Annotated in this window: 23 protein-coding genes; 2 read left to right on the top strand and 21 right to left on the bottom strand. The window is 36.7% G+C overall.

Annotated features, from left to right (window positions below):
* Window positions 1-99: 99 nt before the first annotated feature.
* Window positions 100-960 carry a glucosaminidase domain-containing protein gene (locus IGJ20_RS07010; protein WP_002357562.1) on the bottom strand — a complete coding sequence of 287 codons (861 nt, stop codon included), beginning with the start codon at window positions 958-960 and terminating at the stop codon, window positions 100-102.
* 354 nt (window positions 961-1314) lie between these two features.
* Between IGJ20_RS07010 and IGJ20_RS07005 the strand changes: the two genes are divergently transcribed.
* Entirely contained in the window at window positions 1315-2505 is a 1191-nt protein-coding gene (locus tag IGJ20_RS07005) for an MFS transporter (protein ID WP_174090291.1), read from the top strand.
* A 51-nt stretch (window positions 2506-2556) separates the two neighbouring features.
* Here the strand turns inward: IGJ20_RS07005 and tkt are convergent, their stop codons facing one another.
* Window positions 2557-4551: a transketolase gene (gene tkt, locus IGJ20_RS07000; RefSeq protein WP_002360299.1), complete on the bottom strand. Its 1995-nt coding sequence runs from the start codon at window positions 4549-4551 to the stop codon at window positions 2557-2559.
* A gap of 71 nt (window positions 4552-4622) precedes the next feature.
* Complete coding sequence (locus IGJ20_RS06995; protein ID WP_002384502.1) at window positions 4623-4865, bottom strand: DUF896 family protein; 243 nt, start codon at window positions 4863-4865, stop codon at window positions 4623-4625.
* 150 nt (window positions 4866-5015) lie between these two features.
* On the opposite strand from IGJ20_RS06995, the gene lexA reads away from it, so the two are divergent.
* On the top strand, window positions 5016-5636 hold the full coding sequence (gene lexA, locus IGJ20_RS06990; RefSeq protein WP_002357566.1) for a transcriptional repressor LexA: 621 nt from the start codon (window positions 5016-5018) through the stop codon (window positions 5634-5636).
* A gap of 13 nt (window positions 5637-5649) precedes the next feature.
* Here the strand turns inward: lexA and queG are convergent, their stop codons facing one another.
* The 18 genes from queG to IGJ20_RS06900 all read right to left on the bottom strand — a co-directional run bounded on the left by queG (window position 5650) and on the right by IGJ20_RS06900 (window position 19458).
* Window positions 5650-6819 carry a tRNA epoxyqueuosine(34) reductase QueG gene (gene queG / locus IGJ20_RS06985; RefSeq protein ID WP_010818384.1) on the bottom strand — a complete coding sequence of 390 codons (1170 nt, stop codon included), beginning with the start codon at window positions 6817-6819 and terminating at the stop codon, window positions 5650-5652.
* 23 nt (window positions 6820-6842) lie between these two features.
* Window positions 6843-7337: a trimethoprim-sensitive dihydrofolate reductase gene (gene dfr / locus IGJ20_RS06980; protein WP_002357568.1), complete on the bottom strand. Its 495-nt coding sequence runs from the start codon at window positions 7335-7337 to the stop codon at window positions 6843-6845.
* A 17-nt stretch (window positions 7338-7354) separates the two neighbouring features.
* Window positions 7355-8302, bottom strand: coding sequence for a thymidylate synthase (locus IGJ20_RS06975; RefSeq protein ID WP_010818383.1), 948 nt, complete (start codon window positions 8300-8302; stop codon window positions 7355-7357).
* 17 nt (window positions 8303-8319) lie between these two features.
* Window positions 8320-10209 (bottom strand): ABC-F family ATP-binding cassette domain-containing protein, encoded by a 1890-nt coding sequence (locus tag IGJ20_RS06970; protein WP_002396340.1) that lies wholly within the window; start codon window positions 10207-10209, stop codon window positions 8320-8322.
* Window positions 10210-10392: 183 nt separating this feature from the next.
* A complete protein-coding gene (locus IGJ20_RS06965; RefSeq protein ID WP_016617329.1) occupies window positions 10393-10614 on the bottom strand; it encodes a hypothetical protein in 222 nt (73 codons plus the stop codon).
* Between the two features lie 220 nt (window positions 10615-10834).
* The gene (locus IGJ20_RS06960; protein ID WP_202522535.1) at window positions 10835-11152 is read right to left on the bottom strand and encodes a hypothetical protein; all 318 of its coding nucleotides are present in this window, start codon (window positions 11150-11152) and stop codon (window positions 10835-10837) included.
* Window positions 11153-11193: 41 nt separating this feature from the next.
* Window positions 11194-11706 (bottom strand): hypothetical protein, encoded by a 513-nt coding sequence (locus IGJ20_RS06955; protein ID WP_016617327.1) that lies wholly within the window; start codon window positions 11704-11706, stop codon window positions 11194-11196.
* Window positions 11707-11724: 18 nt separating this feature from the next.
* A complete protein-coding gene (locus tag IGJ20_RS06950) occupies window positions 11725-11937 on the bottom strand; it encodes a hypothetical protein (RefSeq protein ID WP_016617326.1) in 213 nt (70 codons plus the stop codon).
* A gap of 961 nt (window positions 11938-12898) precedes the next feature.
* Entirely contained in the window at window positions 12899-13171 is a 273-nt protein-coding gene (locus IGJ20_RS06945) for a hypothetical protein (protein WP_016617324.1), read from the bottom strand.
* A gap of 17 nt (window positions 13172-13188) precedes the next feature.
* Window positions 13189-14622 (bottom strand): T7SS effector LXG polymorphic toxin, encoded by a 1434-nt coding sequence (locus tag IGJ20_RS06940; RefSeq protein ID WP_430605120.1) that lies wholly within the window; start codon window positions 14620-14622, stop codon window positions 13189-13191.
* A 98-nt stretch (window positions 14623-14720) separates the two neighbouring features.
* A complete protein-coding gene (locus IGJ20_RS06935) occupies window positions 14721-14975 on the bottom strand; it encodes a hypothetical protein (RefSeq protein WP_231414711.1) in 255 nt (84 codons plus the stop codon).
* A 9-nt stretch (window positions 14976-14984) separates the two neighbouring features.
* Window positions 14985-15239: a hypothetical protein gene (locus IGJ20_RS06930; RefSeq protein WP_016617319.1), complete on the bottom strand. Its 255-nt coding sequence runs from the start codon at window positions 15237-15239 to the stop codon at window positions 14985-14987.
* Window positions 15240-15320: 81 nt separating this feature from the next.
* On the bottom strand, window positions 15321-15587 hold the full coding sequence (locus IGJ20_RS06925; RefSeq protein ID WP_010828797.1) for a YiaA/YiaB family inner membrane protein: 267 nt from the start codon (window positions 15585-15587) through the stop codon (window positions 15321-15323).
* A 25-nt stretch (window positions 15588-15612) separates the two neighbouring features.
* Window positions 15613-15906 carry a WXG100 family type VII secretion target gene (locus IGJ20_RS06920; RefSeq protein WP_033594709.1) on the bottom strand — a complete coding sequence of 98 codons (294 nt, stop codon included), beginning with the start codon at window positions 15904-15906 and terminating at the stop codon, window positions 15613-15615.
* Window positions 15907-16275: 369 nt separating this feature from the next.
* Window positions 16276-18330 carry a cation:proton antiporter gene (locus IGJ20_RS06915; protein ID WP_141416629.1) on the bottom strand — a complete coding sequence of 685 codons (2055 nt, stop codon included), beginning with the start codon at window positions 18328-18330 and terminating at the stop codon, window positions 16276-16278.
* A 35-nt stretch (window positions 18331-18365) separates the two neighbouring features.
* Window positions 18366-18698: an ACP phosphodiesterase gene (locus IGJ20_RS06910; RefSeq protein WP_002357572.1), complete on the bottom strand. Its 333-nt coding sequence runs from the start codon at window positions 18696-18698 to the stop codon at window positions 18366-18368.
* A 77-nt stretch (window positions 18699-18775) separates the two neighbouring features.
* Window positions 18776-19252 carry a hypothetical protein gene (locus IGJ20_RS06905; protein ID WP_016616363.1) on the bottom strand — a complete coding sequence of 159 codons (477 nt, stop codon included), beginning with the start codon at window positions 19250-19252 and terminating at the stop codon, window positions 18776-18778.
* An 11-nt stretch (window positions 19253-19263) separates the two neighbouring features.
* On the bottom strand, window positions 19264-19458 hold the full coding sequence (locus IGJ20_RS06900) for a hypothetical protein (protein ID WP_002357574.1): 195 nt from the start codon (window positions 19456-19458) through the stop codon (window positions 19264-19266).
* Between the last annotated feature and the right edge of the window lie 186 nt (window positions 19459-19644).

The following is a 19644-nucleotide window of genomic DNA, read 5'->3' as shown; positions in this document are numbered from 1 at the left end:
ATCAAATAATTGCTGCTAGCCCTACCTATTTTCACGATAAAAGACCTTACAAAAACTACTGCTTTTGTAAGGTCTTTCTTCAACTAAATAATTGCAAAATTAACCGATTTGGATGGTTTGACCCACCGATAAAACAGAATCCAATGTTAATCCATTTAGTGACATTAAATTATCAACTGTCGTTCCAAAACGTGCAGCAATGTCCCACAATGTGTCGCCGTTTGCGACAGTGTAACTTTGACTAGCTACAGTTTCTGCTGTTGCTGTTGCAGAAGCCGCTGTATCGATTGTTGTATCAACGGTTCCCGTTGTATCTGAATAACTAGTGGTTTGAGCGACTGGTGCTCCCCAATCATATTGAGTTAAATTATATGCTTCAATTAACCAATTCAATTTTTCGGCATAGCCTGGATCAGTTGCATAACTTCCAGCTAAAGCGGCTGTTGCATCGCGATAACTGCTAGTATTACTCTTCCAAACGCCTGAATAATGGTATGTATCCCCAAAAGCAGTGGAACGAATAACATTGGCATGATCTTGGAACGATTCCGCATAAGAATTATAACTTCTAAATGCTGCTGTGACGGTCACCCATTGTCCGTCTAAATATTCTTTTGTTGGCATATAAACAGATTGTCCATTATAACTTCCTTTTACACCAAACAAGTTATAGTTCGGTGCAGATGCTAACCCAGAACTACCATAACTACTTTCTAGCAACGCTTGAGCAATCATGACGGAAGCATACATATCATTGCTATTGGCAACGGCTGCTGCTGAATTTCCGATTTCATTAATAAATGCTTGCTGGCTTGATTCTGCTTGGGCAGGTACCGCAGCACCAACCACAGGTGCTAAAATCATTGAAGTCCCCGCAACGGCGGTAGCACGTTTATAAGCTTTTTGCTTTTTAAGAGCTTTTTGAATATGTTTACTACTTCTTGTTAACTGTTCGCTCATTCATTTTTCCTCCTCACTGTCTCACTTTTCTATTTTACCGTTAATTTCCTATTGAAACAAGAAATAAACGTATTAAATTTTGAGTTTTAAAATTTCTGTAATGTAATTGAAATCTTGTTTGTATTTAATTAACCCTCTTCACACTTGTGAAAACAACCACTTCTTCTTTTCAATTTGATGAGATTTTTGTTATTTATCCTCTTACTTTTCTTTATTTATTGTGATAAACTTTTTAATGGACTTGTCACTTTTTGAACAAACTTTATAAGAGAAGTCTGTTTTTGTAGTCAAAACAACTATTACCAAGTAGTTGTTGTATTACAAAATGAATTACATAGAAATGTAGGTGGTTAGATGAAGAAACAACAATCGGGTTTAACAAATCAAGTGACGTTTTTATTAGCGTTAACTTGCGGGGTTGTGGTCGCCAATATGTATTATATTCAACCAATTGGCACCCAAATTGCTCAGGACTTTCAAGTCAGTATTGGTTCTATTGGTTTTGTTACTATGCTGACCCAATTAGGCTATGCGCTAGGCTTACTTTTTCTTGTTCCATTAGGCGATGTCGTTGATCGTCGCAAATTAATCATTCGAGTAGCCGCGCTCTCCTCGCTGTCTCTAAGTGCTGCGTTTTTTGCACCAAGTTTTCTCCTGTTTGCACTCTCTTCTTTTTTTATTGGGTTGCTCTCTATTGTCGCCCAAATTATTATTCCTTATGCTGCGGTCATGGCGGGACCAGCGAACCGTGGTAAAGTAACAGGTCGAATGCTTGGCGGACTATTGACAGGGATTTTATTGTCTCGAACGATCTCGGGTTTCATTGCTAGTGCAGCTTCTTGGCGAACAGTCTACTTAATCGCCGTAATATTCGTGTTAGCATTGGTCGTTCTACTTCAATTAAAATTGCCCAAAACAGTGATACATACTCAAAGTTCAAATCGATTAACTTATTTAGGTTCTTTGAAAAGTCTTCCTAAACTAATCAAATCACAACCTTTATTAAGAGAAGCAACTGTCAATGGCTTTTTTATGTTTGCAACCTTTTCAATCTTTTGGTCTACATTAATTTTCTTTGTTAGTAGTCCAGCTTATTATTGGGGACCTAAAGAAGTCGGTATTCTAGCAATTTTTGGTTTATCGGGAGCTTTCGTAGCACCCATCATTGGTCGTCTATCCGATTATTATCCAGAACGGAAGATTGTTTTGATTGGCCTGTTGATGCAGTTCGGTAGTTTTATCTTACTTTTTCTAGGTGGAACACATGTGGTCTTACTAATCTTAGCAATTATTGTTTTAGATATCGGTACTCAATTTGGGCAAGTAGCCAATCAAACACGCGTCCAAAATTTGGGAGAAGAAGCCAGCAATCGTAACAATACCGTCTTTATGTTTTTCTATTTCATCGGCGGTTCACTGGGTTCATTGATTGGTACATTAATGTGGCAAAACTATGGTTGGTCTGGTGTTACTTTAACTGGTATTGGGTTCCAATTGTTCGCATTATTTTTTCACTTTATGCTCTTTGCTCCCAAAAAGAAATGAAGCAAAAAAACCTGAATGCTATCACAAGCATTCAGGTTTTTTAATGTTTATTTATAGTGATTTATAGGTATTAACCACATTTTCAGGAGTAAAGCCGAATTTTTCAAGAACTAGACCGCCAGGTGCAGAAGCGCCGAAGTGATCAATTGTGATTGTTTTGCCTTCTGTTCCTACATAGCGTTCCCAACCAAAGCTTGCTGCAGCTTCAATCGCCACACGTTTTGTCACAGCTTTAGGTAACACACTTTCTTTATATTCAGCAGATTGTTTTTCAAATAAATCAAAACTTGGCATTGACACGACAGATACATCGATGCCTTCTTCCGCTAATTTAGCTTGTGCTTCCACTGCTAGATTTACTTCAGAACCAGTCGCAATTAAAATCCCTGCTGGTTGTTCACCTTTTTGTGGTGACAATACATAAGCACCTTTTTGAACAGAATCAGAAGCGTGTTCTAACGTTCCTTCTAAAACAGGTAAGTTTTGACGACTTAGAACTAAAATAGTTGGTGTTTCCGTAGAAGTCATAGCAATTTTCCAAGCAGCAACAGTTTCATTGCCGTCTGCTGGACGAATCACATGAACATTTGGAATGCAACGAACACTTGCTAATTGCTCAATTGGTTCGTGTGTTGGCCCATCTTCACCCACCGCAACAGAGTCATGCGTTAAGACGTAAGTTACAGGAACTTTTTGTAAAGCGGCTAAACGGATTGCTGGACGTAAGTAGTCAGTAAAGACGAAGAATGTCCCGCCATAAACATGGCTACCACCGTGTAATTGAATCCCGTTCATTGCTGCAGCCATTGCAAATTCGCGAACACCAAACCAAATATTACGGCCTTCGTATTGACCAGGTTCGAAATCTTTTTCTGCAGCAACCATTGTATTATTTGAGGCTGATAAATCAGCTGAACCTCCCCAGAAACTTGGAACAACTTTTGAAATAGCTTGAATCGTTTCTTTACTTGTTACACGACTTGCGGCACTTGTTCCTAGTTCATATTTAGGTAATTCTTGTTCCCAACCTTCAGGTAATTGGTTGGCAAAAGCTTCTTTAAATTGTTTGGCTAATTCTGGATGCGCATGTTCATAGTTCTTAAACATCTCATTCCAAGCCTCTTCAGCTTTTTGGCCTTCGTCAATCATCGTTTCTTTAAAACGAGCAGCGACTTCCTCTGGCACAGTAAAGTCAGGATATTCCCAACCATAAACAGCTTTAGCCGCTGTAATGCCCTCTTCACCAATTGGCGCGCCGTGAACGGAAGAAGTTCCTTCTTTTGGTGCTCCGTAACCAATGACTGTTTTAACTTCAATCAATGTTGGTTTATCTGTTTCAGCTTTAGCCGCTTCAATCGCAGCCTCTATTTCATCTAAATCATTGCCATCTTTAACTAAAATATGTTGCCATCCGTATGCTTCATAACGAGCCCCAACATTTTCAGTAAAGGCTTTAGAAGTTGGTCCATCTAATGAGATGTCATTTGAATCGTACAAGACAATTAATTTACCTAATTTCATATGACCAGCCATTGAACTTGCTTCTTGGGAAACACCTTCCATTAAATCGCCGTCACCACAAATTGCGTACGTATAATGATCCATAATAGGGAAACTATCACGATTATAAGTTGCAGCTAAATGCGCTTCAGCCATTGCCATACCAACAGCCATAGCAATCCCTTGTCCTAGAGGTCCCGTTGTTGCTTCAACACCATCTGTGTGGTGCACTTCTGGATGCCCTGGTGTTTTACTATCCCATTGACGGAAATTTTTCAAATCGTCAATTGTTACGTTGTATCCTGATAGATGTAATAAGCTGTACAACATTGCAGAGCCGTGGCCTGCTGAAAGTACAAAACGATCACGATCAACCCAGTTTCTAGAAGTTGTTGGGTTCACCTTTAAATGTTTTGTCCAAAGTGCATACGCCATTGGGGCAGCACCCATTGGTAAACCAGGATGTCCTGAGTTCGCTTTTTGTACGGCTTCAATACTTAATGTCCGGATTGTATTAACGCCCAATTGATCTGTCTTGTCAAACAAAAAAATCATCTCCTAATTTAGGTTTTTTTTACCTTTATTCATAGTGTAGCTTATTTCGACAATGAAAGCAATTACTTTCTGTTGTGAAGTCCTTTTTCACGTTGAATTTGTTTTAGTTTTTCAGGAGTCACATCGGTCCCTTCTTGATCCACGACCTTCATTCCTTCGATATGGTGACGCATCCCTCCACGAAATGCTTCTAAGTACTCTTTACGTAATTCTTGTTGTTCGACTTTTTCTTTCGCACTAAGTTCTTCCACTTTTGCTTTATTCGCTAATTCATTTATACGGGCAATTTTTTCTTTCGATAACATCAAAATCCCTCCTTACTCTCACTGTCTATATTATAAGAACTGCCTTAAAAAAACAACTATATTCTGATATTTATAAAACACGAACGCTTGTTTGATTTCGTTCGCATTTTATGGTACACTAATTTTATCAATTGAAAGAAGGTGCGGGTTTTGGCGAAACGTACAGAAACAAGACAATTAGAAGTACTTAAATATATATACGAACAAGTCGAATTAAAGGGTTATCCGCCAACCGTTCGCGAAATTGGGAAGGCTGTTGATTTATCCTCAACTTCTACCGTTCACGGACATTTAGCTCGTCTTGAAAAAAAGGGTCTAATCTTACGTGACCCAACAAAACCGCGAGCAATCGAATTAACACCAGAAGGCTTGGAAAAGATCGGGATTCAACCGACAACTATTCCGATGTTAGGTGTCGTAACTGCTGGTGAACCAATTTTAGCGGTGGAAGAAGCATCAGATTTCTTCCCGTTACCTCCTGATTTACGTACAGAAGAAAATGCTTTATTTATGTTGACGATTCGAGGAGAAAGTATGATTAACGCAGGTATTCTAGATGGCGACCAAGTGATTGTTCGTAAGCAATCGAATGCCAATAATGGCGACATCGTAATCGCAATGACCGATGAAGATGAAGCAACCTGTAAACGATTCTTCCGAGAAGTAGATCATATCCGCTTGCAGCCTGAAAATGATGCATTAGCGCCTATTCTTTTAGATAACGTTACAATTTTAGGTAAAGTTGTTGGTTTATATCGCAATCATATTTAATAAAAAAAGGAAGTCACTCCGTTGAGCGGCTTCCTTTTTTGCTTGTTAACAAGTGAATAGCCTTTTGAGCTTCCTCGATAACCTCTGCTTCAGTTTCTACAGAAAGTAGATAATTTAAAGCTTCTAAACTTTGCTCGGGTTCTCTTTTTGCGAGCTGACCTAACGACCAAGCAGCTGTTCCGCGAATGACAGGACGCTGATCATTTAAACAGAGAATAATTTGTGGGATAGCTTCACGGCCGCCCAAATTCGCTAACGCAATTAAAGCATTCCGTTGCAATGGTTTTTTACCACGCCAAGAGCCTGCTAAGTGTCCGAATTGCTGTTTAAACTCTTTATTGGAAATAGTTAATAACGGTGCCAATTTGGGATAAACTTCCTCAATCTTTGGTTCCATCTCTTCATGAAAATGAAAATCTTTTCCTTTATTATAAGGGCAAACCAACTGACAAATGTCGCAACCATAAATGACGTTACGCATTTTTTTTCGATACTCTTCAGGCATCATGCCTTTTGTTTGCGTTTGATAAGACAAACATTTTTGAGCATTCATTCGACCGTCCCCTAACAAAGCCCCTGTAGGACACCCTGTGATACAACGAGTACAATCACCGCAACCATTTGGAACAGGTTCATCTGGTTCAAATTGAATGTTGGTGGTCACCTCACCTAAATATACAAAGGAACCAAATTCTTCGGTAATCAGTAGACCATTTTTACCAATGAATCCTAAACCCGCCCGCTGAGCAACAGCGGTGTCAACATATTCGCCAGTATCTACTTGCGGCCGAAAGCGCCAGTGTTCTTTTTCTGCTTCAGTGGCAGCTTGCTCTTCAATAAAAGCAATTAATTTTTGCAACCGATCCTGCAAAATGTGATGATAATCAATTCCCCAAGAGGCTCGCGCAAATTGTCCACGCTTTTCATCTCTAGGCATTTTTTCCTGAGCTTTGGTGGGATAAGCTAAAGCAATGGAGATAATACTTTTAGGATGCTCAAACGTTTTTTCTGGGTAAATTCGTTCTTCCACATTTTGATGTTCAAACCCCGAGTTATATCCTCGCTCTCGTTGTTCATGCAGAGAATCTTCTAATTCAATAAATGGTTCAGCATGAGTAAAGCCGATTTTATCGATCCCTAAACGTTGACTCTCTTGAATAATTTTTTCTTTCAATGTCGGCATTGCTCATGCCTCCCTTCATTTTATTATTTATCGTTTCGATGATACGTTTCATAGTCATGTGCATAGAGATTTTTCTCGTCCACGACGCCGGGAACAGTGGCAACTTTTTCCCAAACAGACCAGTCGATTTCTGGAAAGAAAGTGTCGCCTTCAAACGTTTCATGAATCATCGTCCGATATAAGACATCGCATGCGGGAATCAGTTCTTTAAAAACGACAGAACCTCCACCAATAACGGTCACACCTTCATAGTTGTCAGCATACGCAAGAATCTCCTCTACGGAATGCATAACCAAAACGCCTTCAGCTTGGTAATCCGGATTACTGGTAAGAACAATCGTTGTTCGATTTGGTAACGGACGACATCCCATGCCTTCGAAAGTTGCACGTCCTAAGACCAATGTATTATGAATTGTTTTTTCCTTGAAAAATTTCAAGTCGTTGGGTAAATGCCAAGGCAATTTGCCTTCTTTACCAATAACTCCTTGTTCATCTTGGGCCCAAATGGCTGCTAACATAGCTTCTCTCTCCTTTTTTATACGGCAATCGGCGCTTTAATCGTTGGATGTGGGTCATAGCCTTCTACTTTAATATCTTCCATATCAAAATCAAAAACAGAAGCCTTGTCTGGATTCAAAACGAGCGTTGGGAAAGAACGAACTTCTCGTGATAATTGTTCTTGCATTTGCTCCACATGATTTTGATATAAGTGGGCATCTCCTAGCGTGTGTACAAACTCCCCCACTTCTAAACCTGTTTCATGTGCAATCAGATGTGTCAATAAAGCATAGCTTGCAATGTTAAAAGGAACACCTAAAAAAACATCGGCACTGCGCTGATAAAGTTGACAGCTTAATTTTCCTTTATTTACATAAAATTGAAACATAGTGTGACAAGGTGGCAACGCCATTGAAGGCACATCTTCTGGATTCCAAGCAGAAACAATTAAACGGCGAGAATCAGGATTGGTTTTAATCATTTCAATCACATTAGCTAATTGATCAATAAAGCTACCATCTTTGGTTTCCCAGTGACGCCATTGCGCACCATAAATATTCCCTAATTCACCATATTTTTCTGCAAACTCTTCATCGTTTAAAATGGCGTCACAGAATTTTTGATGTTCTTCTTTGTATTGTTCTGCAAATGCTGGATCTTGTAAGACACGATGCCCAAAATCCGTCATGTCTGGTCCTTGATAATCTGCGCTTTTTACATAGCGTTCAAACGCCCATTCATCCCAAATATGATTATTTCGCTCTAACAAATAACGAATATTCGTGTCGCCTTTTAAAAACCACAATAACTCACTTTTAATCAAGCCAAACGGTACTCGTTTGGTTGTTAGTAAGGGAAATCCTTTGGCCAAATCAAAACGCATTTGATAGCCAAATAAACTATACGTACCAGTTCCTGTACGGTCTTCTTTAAAATGACCTTCTTCTAAAATCTTTTTTCCTAGCGCTAAGTATGCTTCTTCCATCTTATTCCCTCCGTCTCTTAATCCGCGTATTCACTCAAGTATTCCCAACGATTCATTTTTTCTTCTAACAATTGTTCCGTTGCTGTTACTGCTTCTTGCAATTCTTGTAAACGAACAAAATCATCACCCTGATGATTCATTTCTTCAGTTAATGTTTCTAATTTCGTTTCTAATTGTGTGATGTCTTCTTCAATTGTTGCCCACTCTTTTTGTTCCATATAAGTCAGCTTTGTTTTTTCTTTCTTTTCTGTCGATGCTTCTTTTACTGGTTTATTGAGCGGTTTTTCTTTGACCTTTTCTTGTTCTTTTTGGTTCGCCAAATATTCACTCATTGTGCCATAAAATGATAGGATCTGAGCATTTCCTTGAAAAACTAACAATTTATCCATTGTTTTATCCAAGAAATAACGGTCATGAGAAACCGCAATTACCGCTCCTTTAAACGTTTGGATATAATCTTCTAAAATGGTCAACGTATCAATGTCCAAATCGTTGGTTGGCTCATCCAATAATAACACGTTAGGCTGACTAATTAATAATTTTAAGAGATATAACCGGCGTTTTTCTCCACCAGACAGTTTGCCAATCAGTGTGCCATGCATAAAACGAGGAAATAAAAAGCGCTCTAACATTTCAGCGACCCCAACGCTGCTTCCATCACTTCGTTTCACTTCTTCTGCTGCTTCTTGCAAATAAGCAATCATCCGTTGATTAGGGTCCATTTCTTCGTTTTGCTGGGTATAATAGCCAATTCGGACGGTTTCACCGATACTATATAGGCCACTCTCTAAAGGAATGCGTCCAGCTAAAATATTTAATAACGTGGATTTTCCTGCACCATTTTTACCAGTAATGCCAATTCGATCGTTTGCTTGAATGAGTAAATTAAAGTCTTTCAAAAGCTGTTTATGATCAATGGCATAATTTCCTTCCTTGATTTCCAGAACTTTTTTCCCTAAACGCTGCGTGGCAAAGTCTGCTTCTAAGGTGCCATTGGTTTGTACCTGATGCAAGTTTTCTTTTAAATCCTGAAACCGATCAATTCTTGCTTGCTGTTTCGTTCCTCGTGCTTGAACGCCTGCTCGCATCCACGCAAGTTCTTGTTTGAAGAGGCGTTTTCTTTTTTCTTCTTGTTCTACAGCGACACGTTCACGTTCGGCTTTTTCCATTACATACGTTTCATAGTTTCCTTTGTATTCATACAGTTTTCCAAAAGAAAGTTCGAAAATCCGATTGGTTACTCGATCTAAAAAGTAGCGGTCATGGGTCACCATTAAAACCGCGCCACGATAGTTATTTAAAAAGTTTTCCAGCCATTCAATCGTTTCATAATCCAGATGGTTCGTTGGTTCATCCAATAACAGTAAATCAGGCGCTTCAATTAAGACTTGCGCCAAGCTTACTCGTTTTAACTGCCCACCAGAAAGCTCACCTATTTTCTTTTCCAATGTGGGAATACCTAATTTTTGTAAAATAATTTTTGCATTGGTATCTGCTGTCCAAGCATCTTGTTTATTCATGGCTTCTTCTGCTTGCGTGTAACGTCTTTGAACCCCTTCGTCTAAACCATTCTCACTTAAAGCAGCTAACGCTAATTCATAATTTTTGACCGCTTTTATGATCGGGCTGTCTCCCTGAAACACGGCTTCTGCAATCGTAATATTCTCGTCAAATGTTTGATTCTGGGAAAGGTACCCAATTTGATAATCACTTGGCTGCTGAATTGCAGCAAGATCACCATCACCGCTATCTACGCCAGCAATAATATTTAATAAACTGGTTTTCCCTGTGCCGTTAATCCCAATTAAACCAATGCGATCTTTTTCATGAATCAAAAAAGAAAGATGATCAAATAGTGTTTTTTCCCCATATGTTTTGGTTAAATCTGTTACTTTTAATTCTTTCACCGACACTACCAACTCCTTCTATTTTGGTCTTGCTTATTGTATCAAAAATCAGCGTATGCGGCTACCAAAAAAATAAATTATAGATGTTCAGAATAATCTTCGTCAAGAGAGAATTTCATATGTAGCGAACCTTAACTTTGGACAAAAATTCAAACCCGCTTTGTCCAAGGTTCTGTATGTTCTTTATTTTCTTGATAAATAGCCTCGAGCAAGCTCCCAAACATTGTCTTCATAATTACTAAAAACTGTGTATATATCTTTTCCCAAAGGATTGAACAGTGAAATACAGGAAACACCGGGATCACAACCTTCAATATAAATATGCGTATGATTTTTTGTTGGATTTACCAACCAAATTCCAAGTCCATAATGTTCTTTTCCATTTCCTGCATGTTTTTTAATCATTTCTGAAATGCTCTTTTCAGATAAGATTTCATAGGAGAACAGTCCATCCCAAAAGTTACAGTTGTTTCATTCAGGACTAAGATGCCTTGCATATTACGACTTGTAGATAGATATTATGTACACTTTGTTATCCTATGTTCATGATTTTTAATTTTAAACAGAGTGATTGTAGTTTGAATTAACTGCAATCACTCTACTTTTTTCTAATGTTATTTACTAATTAATTACCATTAAACACTTTTTTCATAAATTTGTTATATGAATCTTTGAAATGTAATAATCTAATTCCTAATTCGTCTGAGAAATCCCAAGTATCTACTATCAATTGAGGATAAGAAGCTATAATTTTTTTTATAGATTGTGGATTTTCAACAGAACTAACCATAGAACTAATTTCTGAATAGATTAGTTTTAATTGTGTTTTTTGAACATCATCAGATATATTACATCTTTTATCTAATTCATTTAACAACTCCTTGCCTTCATTTTTTAACTTTACTTGATTTGTACTAAATTGTTTAGATTGGGAATATACCATTATTTCGCACCACCTATAAATCGTCTCTATTTAAAATAAAATCAAGTAGTAGATTGTATACTTTCACTGAGTTCTGCCCATTCATTATCTGAAAAGCTAGAAAATTCCAGACCAACAATCTCACTGTCTTCATTTAGAAATAAAGATACATGGTTAGACATTTTTACAACAGAATCTATCTTTTCTTTATCTAGCTTAAAATACAACCTTTTATATTCCCTAGATATTTTAAAACCAGATTCTTTAGTTATAATCGAATTTCCATTAAAAATATCTGTTTGAATTACTGGATTTTTTTCTGTATACTCATCAATAAATAAATTAGACTCCTCAATATCATTGATGGCTGTTAATACTACTTCTACAATTTTCTGTGTAACAGAATTGATTTTAAGCTCAACGAAGGATTCGTGTTCGTTAACGAATCTATAATAATAAAATTCTCCTAAACTATACTTATCATCATTTTCTGAAAATGATACCGTGATTGGGACATAATAGTCAACTTCCATATCATCTTTGACTAGTTTATCTTCATAACTTTTAATTTTCATAATTTGCTCCTTCCATAGTTAAGGCAGATATACAGCATGTTTAATAACTGGTAATTGTCCTGCTTCTCTAGCCGGACTAAATATTAATTCCCAATTATCTATTATTATTTTAGCATTAAATTTTATCCCTGTAGAGGTAGCTTGTTCTACAGCACCTTGAAAACTCCTTAATAATTGTTGTTCGGTAAGTTTTTGTCCATGAGATAAATTTCGAGTTGAATATTCTACCATGTGCTTGGTTCCGTTTGGATTTACCCACAATTTTCCCCATTAACACTCATTTCGAACGATTTAGGAATAGTAGTTCCTTCTCTTGGAGGTTGTGTACCTTTAATATCATCCCAGACTGTATTTGTAGACCCATTGACTTTCTTATAAGTCACAGTTCCTGTGCTTTTATTTCTATCTAATACATAATTTTTTCTGTTTTTATTGCTAGTTAAGGCGTCGTTAGCGGAACTTCTCCCTTTTTTCACATTCCCTACATTATCAAGTCCGTCCAGTCGTGAAGCGGCTTTATTTCCATAATATGAGCCTAAAACGACATTTCCAATCTCCGTAAGCGTTCCAGACCATGCAGTATACTTGAATTTATTGGCTTCTCTTTGACTAATTTTCTTTCCTGTATAAGGATTAATGCCTATATTTGCACAAGCAATGGTTTTTCTGCTGATTTCTTCTAGACTGTCGGTTTTCTTGATTAGCTCTATTTTTGGTTTGGCTGTTTCAAGAACCGTAGAAGCTTCTTTTTAATTTCCGTGAAGTAACTTTTATCCACACCACTTGGCAAGGTGTAGAGACCGTTGCTTTTGACAGTTGTTTCATTCAGGACTAAGATGCCTTGCATCGCCAACTGCATTTCCTCTAAGCTAGTGGCGAACAGGTTTTTAGTTTGTCGATCAAACTCATTGAGCTTTTGTATTTGCTTGTGGAGTTTGTCAATGTCTTGAAGGTTGCGACTTGTAGATTGGTATTATGTAAGTTTTGTTATCGTGTATTAATAATTTTTAAATCCAGGTTCTATATTTATTTTAAACAGAGTGATTGCGGTTTAAATTGACCACAATCACTCTGTTTTTTCTGATAGATATATTTTGTTAGCTATTGACAACTGGATTGATGAACCTATATCCTTACTATCAAGGCCTTATTATTTAATTATCAATCAGTAAATCGTCTTTTTTTATATGATTTACATTAATTCTTTTAAAGCATAGAATACTTCATCTCTAATTTGTTTTTCGCTATAGTACACATTAGGTAATTTCAAATCTTCTGTATTATCAGAAAATCTAGCTGACATATCAGAAATATTTCCTAGAACTGTATATTCTTTATTCGACAATTCATCATAATCTATTTCTAAATCAAAAATTTTCATAAACTGATTTGTAAAATGGTTAATTTCTATTTCTCCAAGATTCAAACCATTTAATAAATAATATAGTTGCTCTTTTTTTGTCATTATAGTTTCCTCCAGTATTATTGTTTTGATACTGCTGGTAATGGGCCCAATGGTCTTCTGTCATATTTAAAGTGATAAACAGTGTTTGTTGGTTTATCATAAAGCACTTCAAAATTATACTTCTTGTCATTAATATAAATTTTACTATAATACATTGTCGCACTAGAACCTCTGGGGTCAGACATTGAGATACCACCATTGATTACTTCTTTCAATGTTTGAGCTGGAACTGCTCTATCAGGATTAGCCATGTGCTCGATCACTTTGTTTGTATAGTTAAAGATATCTTCTCCAGAAAATTTAGCCTCAGCACTCTTATTCCTATCAAGCGTATAAGCCCGTCCATTCTTACTTCCTTTTAAGCCATTACTCGTGCCACCAGTTTCGTTAGAGAATGTCTGGGTACTTCGGATTGCTGCGGTACTTAAGCCTAACATCCACAGGGAATCCCACACACCTGACTCTTGGATTTCATCCATGACTCCTTGACCTTTTGACAGGAGACCTAATCCCAAAACTCTGTCATCCTTTTCAAAGTAATTATAGCCTTTTTTCTGCTGATTATTGACTCGGGTAGTCAGTTCCTTTGGCGTCAATTCTACTACATCTAAGTCATATTTTTTTACTAGAGAAGCCAAGTTTCCTGATAGTTTTTTCTCGTCTATTCGGTAGGAATAGCCGTCCTTTTCTAACATGTAATACTCAAAGCCGCGTGATCTATCATGAACACGAATAATCGTACAGCCTTCTAATAATTGTTTGTCAGTCACTTCATTTTTAGTATCTTTTTTAATTTCCGTAAAGTAACTTTTATCAACACCACTTGGTAAGGTGTAGAGGCCGTTGCTTTTGACCGTTGTTTCATTCAGGACTAAGATCCCTTGCATCGCCAACTGCATTTCTTCTAAGCTAGTGGCGAATAGGTTTTTGGTTTGTCGATCAAACTCATTGAGCTTTTGTATTTGCTTGTGGAGCTTATCAATGTCCTGTTGCATGCTTTCTGCCATCTTAATAAAGGTCCGTTGGGCATTTTGTAAGAGTTCATAAATTCCTGGAATTGGCTGACTATGGGCTAATGTGGCGACTGCTCTAGCAGAATCGTGCAATAATTGTTGATTGGCTTTCATGATTTTTATTTTTAATTTGAGTTTGTCTTCATCTAAAAAGCCCTCACTGGCAATAAATGAATCCGCAGCGTTGTATTTGACCAAATTACTTTGGACGTTATCAACGGCGGCAGTCATTCGATGAATCGTCGGAATCACTAATTCTGAAAATAGCCCTTTTCCCGCATTATAAGCAGCGCCAGACAATGTATGACCGTCGATGGCTGCGATTAGTTGCTGACAACCAGCTGTTAGCTCACTGGTGGTTGTTCGGGCAACTGCTAGGTTGCTGGACAGCGCACGCATCATTGCTGAAGAATCGCTACTGGAGTAGATTAATCCCATGACAACCGACTCCTTTCTCTTTGGAGCTGTAGTCGTTCTTCATTCGATTGTGCGGTTGCTTTTGTGTATCTTTGACTTAATTCATGTGTCTGTTGTTGTCAAAAGCCCTTTAAATAGCGTTGTTTTCCAGAGAGCTCCTCTTGCTCCCAACGCGTAAACTTACCGCCTTTATGAATCACTTCTGCATTGAGTTGCTCAAGTTCGCGAAAATTTCTAGTTAGTTCATACTCTAGTGTACCAAAAATGGTTTGGATTTGCTTCTTTTCCTTCGACAATTGATCCATCGCTCGTTCTTTTTCGACAATCTGTTCCGCATAGTTCCTTCTTAATTTTTCATTCGTATCCTTTTCCATCGTTTTTCCTTATTTAAACGTTGTTTGGCTATCTCTAGCCGCCATCGTTGCCGCTAATTTGGGGAATTTATTAGCTTGTGCGTTGACACCATTGACTACTTTTGCTAATTTATTGAGCAGTTGATTACTGACTTTAACCCCTTTTTTCATACTTGAAATATTGCTTTCTCCTAAATGACATGTTTGATTTTTACTCACAGATACATTCTTGATCCCGGCAATTGCCTTTTGGGCAGTGCCTTGATTGGATGCGATTTTTACCATCAGCTTCCTCCTTTAATTATTATATAAAAAGAGCATTCAAAAGAATGCCCTCTCAATTCATTAAAAATCAGAAGAAATTTCTTACTCTTCTGATTCTTCATGTGCTCGAAACATCTGATTATATCTTTCTTCATCTTCTTGATTATCTCTAATGACTTTAGATAAAGTGAATGAAGAAGAAATTAACCCTACCGATCCCATTAAATAATATCCCTTTACCATTAAAGGCTCCTTTAATGTATAAAGTCCCACCAAAATTAATACCACAAAGAACAGAAACGAACCCCATGCTAACATCACAAAAGCTGGTGTGTTTCGATAAGCTTTTTTCTTTAAATGATTATTCATTTTCCCCTCCAACAACTATAATTATTTAAAAACCAAATGAATGTGCATCCTGTTGATCTCGTTGTGCGACAGTATCAGCGTATTTGTTCAATTGTTGATTGATGCTAATAAGTAATTCTTCCATTTTTTTCACGTTACCCTCTAATTGATTATATTGTTCCAAGTACGCTTGAAATGCTTCGCCTTTCCATTGTTGCGAAATTTGTTGATTCATTGAATTAACTTTGCGAATTGCATTGTTAATTTGATTCGAGGCTTGTGCGTAAACTTTAGCTTGACTCTTAAGTTGTTCTGGAGTTACCGCAACTGTCCCTACCATTTTCACCACTCCTTTTTAATCGTATATTTATTATTACAATAATTAAATTGTACACACAAACACCACATAAATAAAGGTTTTTTTAACGAAATATTAAAAATTGTTATTAAATAACGTTTTAGGCATATATCAAGAAATATAAACAAACGTTGCGAATAATCATTAAAATATTTATTTTATTAAAAATTATATCTATCAATGGATTTTGTTATTATTTTTAATTAAATGTATAATTATTATAAAGAAAAAACCACCGTAAAAATTCTTTAAAATAAAAAATTTTACGGTGGTTTTTAGTCTGTACTTAAAATTTAGTTATAGGATTTTTAAATTTTGAAGGAGATATCAACTCTTCTCATGCACTATTACTTATTCTTTATTAAAATTTTTAACAAATCGTTTCAGCGGAACATTATTCACTTCGCCGCTAATCGAATAACTCTCTAATAAATTGACATTTTTTCGTAACTCGTTCGCTTCGATAATTGAAATGCGTTCAGATTGTTCGTAATGATCAATCATCCGTCGTTCTTCTTGGAAGCCTAATAATAGGTCTTTGACATAGTCTGTCTCCGTATGAACAATATATGAATCAATAAATTCGCCTTTTTCAAACTTATGGGCTAAATCCAAGCGTCCCTCAATGAAGAAATCAATTAAATCATCATCATAGACACCACGCAAATTATCTAAACTCTTCAGAATAACTTGAGAATTTCTTAGAAAAACTTGGCGAATATTTTCTAGTTCTTCATTTCGTAATTCTTTTTCTTCTTCAGAAGCTTCACCACGATTGAAAAATAGCTTAGGATGTAAAAGAATCGAAATGATTTGTCGAGCAAATAATAACCAAAAGCCTACAATCGATAATAATTGTTTGGCAATCGACCGTTGCATCCGTGTAATCAAGCGTTGATACATACGATAACTTCTGACACTAATTTCTCCTTGTTTCAGACTTTCTTCTAAGCCGTCTCGTTCAATGGACACAATTAACGTCCGCAACTCTTGCACTTCTTGTTTTCGTTCTGCACTTAGCTGCTCGGTATACAATTCTTTTAAACGATCTTGATAATTTTCAATGACCGCATTCATTTCACCACGAGGATTCTCTTCATTTTGCTGTTTTAAGACATCAATGACATCACGTAATAAATCAATTTCGACTGACTCTTCATTTTCCACTTCCGTCTCTGAATCAGTTAAAAATGGTAAAACTAGAATCCCACCAATCAGAGTCACCAAAATAACACAAGCCGTAATGAATAGTAATAACGGTCGTTCTTTAAAATGCTCGCCGTTAATCGCTGTTGGCAAAATAAAGATGGTGGCTAAACTCACTGTTCCTTTAACACCGCCAAAAGTTAAAATCAGCATTTCATTCATTGCGTTTTTAACTTTCTTAAGTCCATGTTGAAGCGTGTAAACACTGAAAATGGCTAAGAAACGAATCAAAAAGACAACGGCGCTAATAATTAGAACAACCATTAGTAGGAACCAGTTTGAATATTGTTGGTCAATCCAAATTGGCGAAAACACTTGAGAAAGTTCAATTCCTAAGAATAAGAAAACTAAGGCATTTAAGGTGAACTCAATCATACTCCAAATACTTTCGCCAACATTTGACAGTTCTGCTTCAAAAAGCGAAACTTTTTTCAAACTAGACGCTTGCATAATTCCAGCAATCACAGCGGCAATAATTCCAGAAACGCCAATCAACTCTGAAATTAAATAAGCAATAAATGGCAAGAGTAATTCAATCAACAAGTAGCCTGTAACATCTTTTGCCACTGCAGTTTCAAGTAAATGAACAATTTGCTGTTTTAATAGAACTAACACGATTCCGACTACCGCTCCACCAATACTGGAAATAACCAAGGTCCCTGCCGCTTCCACCGGCGAAAATGACCCCGTTAATAAAGCCGCTAATGCAAATTGAAAGGCTGTAACGCCTGATGCATCATTAATGAGTCCTTCACCAGATAAAATGTTCATCGAACGTTCAGGAATGTCAATTCGACCTGATAACGAACCTACCGCCACCGCATCCGTTGGCCCTAGAGCCGCTCCAAAAGCGAAGCAAGCGGCTAATGGTAAAGTAGGCAAAATCATATGCAGGGTCCAGCCGACTCCGACTAAGGTAATTAACACACCAAAAAAGGCCAAGAAAAGAATCATCCCGAAATTTTTCATCATTGCTTTCAGATTGATTAGCTCCCCTTCTCTAAATAAAAGCGGTGCAATAATCATTACTAAAAACACTTCAGGCTCAAATTCAATTTCCTGCCCCATTTTAGTTAAACCAATTAGAACGCCTACAATAATTTGCACAATTGGCAGCGGAATGACGGGAACAATCCGGTTGAATATGTTTGAGAAGGTAATAGACAGTGCAAAAACAATGATTAGAAAGGTAAATTCCATCCTATCATTCCCTTCTATATTAAATTTTTAATGACTTACCGATCAAAACATTTAAGTAATTTTTTCTTTTTAAGAATAATTTTCTTTTCAACTTCTTCTAACTCAGAACTGCGTTCGCAAAGTTCCAATTGAGCGCGTCGTGCTTCTAAACGAAGAAGTTCTCCTTTAATTAATTCAATTTTTTTGTAGCGTAAGAAATTTTTCTTTTGCATACGTTCTGCAAAGTGTTGTCGTTTTTCTTCAGGGATTGCTTGATATTTCTTTTTCAAGTCAGCGACACACTTTTCAAATTCTTCACTCACCGAAACAACTTCCTTCCAAAATTTAATCTGACTAATTATAACAAATTTTACCAAAAGTACAAGCAAAATTGCTTTCTTTTTTTTAAAAGAAATTCAGACAAAACTTAACGCGGGAAAAGCTGATTTCTAGGAGCTGAACATGGTTAATCTTCATTAACAATAATATCAATTTCTGCCTCTTCATTCATCCGTGTTGAAAGAAAAAGAACCATTTCTTCTAGTGGCGCAGAAAAGCGTAAAACCACCCCTCTTCTGCCTTTTTTTAAATACCCTAAACGAATACCGTTCGACTTTTGAACAAGGACAATCTTTTCGATATCTTTAAAGGCCGTGCCCCGATTGTCAAAAGGATGCGTAATAATACAGTCCTCCGCAAAACCTCTTGCATCGTAAAGAAAACTGAAGATAATCAAAATATATAACACACTTCGAATCATTTCAATTTTATCTCCTGCCGAAAATGCATTGGCCAGAATCATTAAACTAAAAAAAGCAACTAAATATTTTGTTGTAGGATGTTTTGCAGCCGGAATTATAATACTTTTACGTACGAAGTAAAAGTAACCATACATAACGACGACAAATAAAAATAGCAATAACGTAAATCCATCGATAATCACAAACGACTCCTTTATTTCTTTTTCTTTTGAATATCTGTTAATATATCATTTATTTCTTTAATTTCTTTTTTTGATTCATTAATCTTTTTGATAACCGCCTCACGGTTTTTTCCAGGCGGTAAGTCAATTGATTCTTGGTAGTAGTTTGCTAAAGCTTGAACTTTTTTCATTTTTTCGCTTTGCAACAAGGCTATATTTCTTTTCATTTAACCGCCTCCTCTTCCTTAGTATACATTACTTTGTAAGGAATTGCTTAATTTGCAAGATATTTTCTAATAAAAAGGAGTAATTTTACATTTTCTTATAAACAAAAAGTATTCGGCTGAGTAACAGCAGCAAACGACAAAATAATAGAATAAAAGATGAGACAGAAGTAGTTTACTTTTGTCTCA

This window comes from Enterococcus sp. DIV0294 (assembly GCF_050558155.1).
GTDB classification, from domain to species: Bacteria; Bacillota; Bacilli; order Lactobacillales; family Enterococcaceae; genus Enterococcus; species Enterococcus faecalis.
This window is presented reverse-complemented; position numbering and strand designations above follow the sequence as displayed.

Bases quoted from the DNA above. Each gene is read 5' to 3' on its own strand.
- IGJ20_RS07010 (WP_002357562.1), bottom strand. From the start codon at position 960: ATGAGCGAACAGTTAACAAGAAGTAGTAAACATATTCAAAAAGCTCTT.
- IGJ20_RS07005 (WP_174090291.1), top strand. From the start codon at position 1,315: ATGAAGAAACAACAATCGGGTTTAACAAATCAAGTGACGTTTTTATTA.
- IGJ20_RS06995 (WP_002384502.1), bottom strand. From the start codon at position 4,865: ATGTTATCGAAAGAAAAAATTGCCCGTATAAATGAATTAGCGAATAAA.
- queG (WP_010818384.1), bottom strand. From the start codon at position 6,819: ATGCCGACATTGAAAGAAAAAATTATTCAAGAGAGTCAACGTTTAGGG.
- dfr (WP_002357568.1), bottom strand. From the start codon at position 7,337: ATGTTAGCAGCCATTTGGGCCCAAGATGAACAAGGAGTTATTGGTAAA.
- IGJ20_RS06975 (WP_010818383.1), bottom strand. From the start codon at position 8,302: ATGGAAGAAGCATACTTAGCGCTAGGAAAAAAGATTTTAGAAGAAGGT.
- IGJ20_RS06965 (WP_016617329.1), bottom strand. From the start codon at position 10,614: ATGATTAAAAAACATGCAGGAAATGGAAAAGAACATTATGGACTTGGA.
- IGJ20_RS06960 (WP_202522535.1), bottom strand. From the start codon at position 11,152: ATGGTATATTCCCAATCTAAACAATTTAGTACAAATCAAGTAAAGTTA.
- IGJ20_RS06955 (WP_016617327.1), bottom strand. From the start codon at position 11,706: ATGAAAATTAAAAGTTATGAAGATAAACTAGTCAAAGATGATATGGAA.
- IGJ20_RS06950 (WP_016617326.1), bottom strand. From the start codon at position 11,937: ATGGTAGAATATTCAACTCGAAATTTATCTCATGGACAAAAACTTACC.
- IGJ20_RS06945 (WP_016617324.1), bottom strand. From the start codon at position 13,171: ATGACAAAAAAAGAGCAACTATATTATTTATTAAATGGTTTGAATCTT.
- IGJ20_RS06940 (WP_430605120.1), bottom strand. From the start codon at position 14,622: ATGGGATTAATCTACTCCAGTAGCGATTCTTCAGCAATGATGCGTGCG.
- IGJ20_RS06935 (WP_231414711.1), bottom strand. From the start codon at position 14,975: ATGGAAAAGGATACGAATGAAAAATTAAGAAGGAACTATGCGGAACAG.
- IGJ20_RS06930 (WP_016617319.1), bottom strand. From the start codon at position 15,239: ATGGTAAAAATCGCATCCAATCAAGGCACTGCCCAAAAGGCAATTGCC.
- IGJ20_RS06925 (WP_010828797.1), bottom strand. From the start codon at position 15,587: ATGAATAATCATTTAAAGAAAAAAGCTTATCGAAACACACCAGCTTTT.
- IGJ20_RS06920 (WP_033594709.1), bottom strand. From the start codon at position 15,906: ATGGTAGGGACAGTTGCGGTAACTCCAGAACAACTTAAGAGTCAAGCT.
- IGJ20_RS06915 (WP_141416629.1), bottom strand. From the start codon at position 18,330: ATGGAATTTACCTTTCTAATCATTGTTTTTGCACTGTCTATTACCTTC.
- IGJ20_RS06900 (WP_002357574.1), bottom strand. From the start codon at position 19,458: ATGAAAAGAAATATAGCCTTGTTGCAAAGCGAAAAAATGAAAAAAGTT.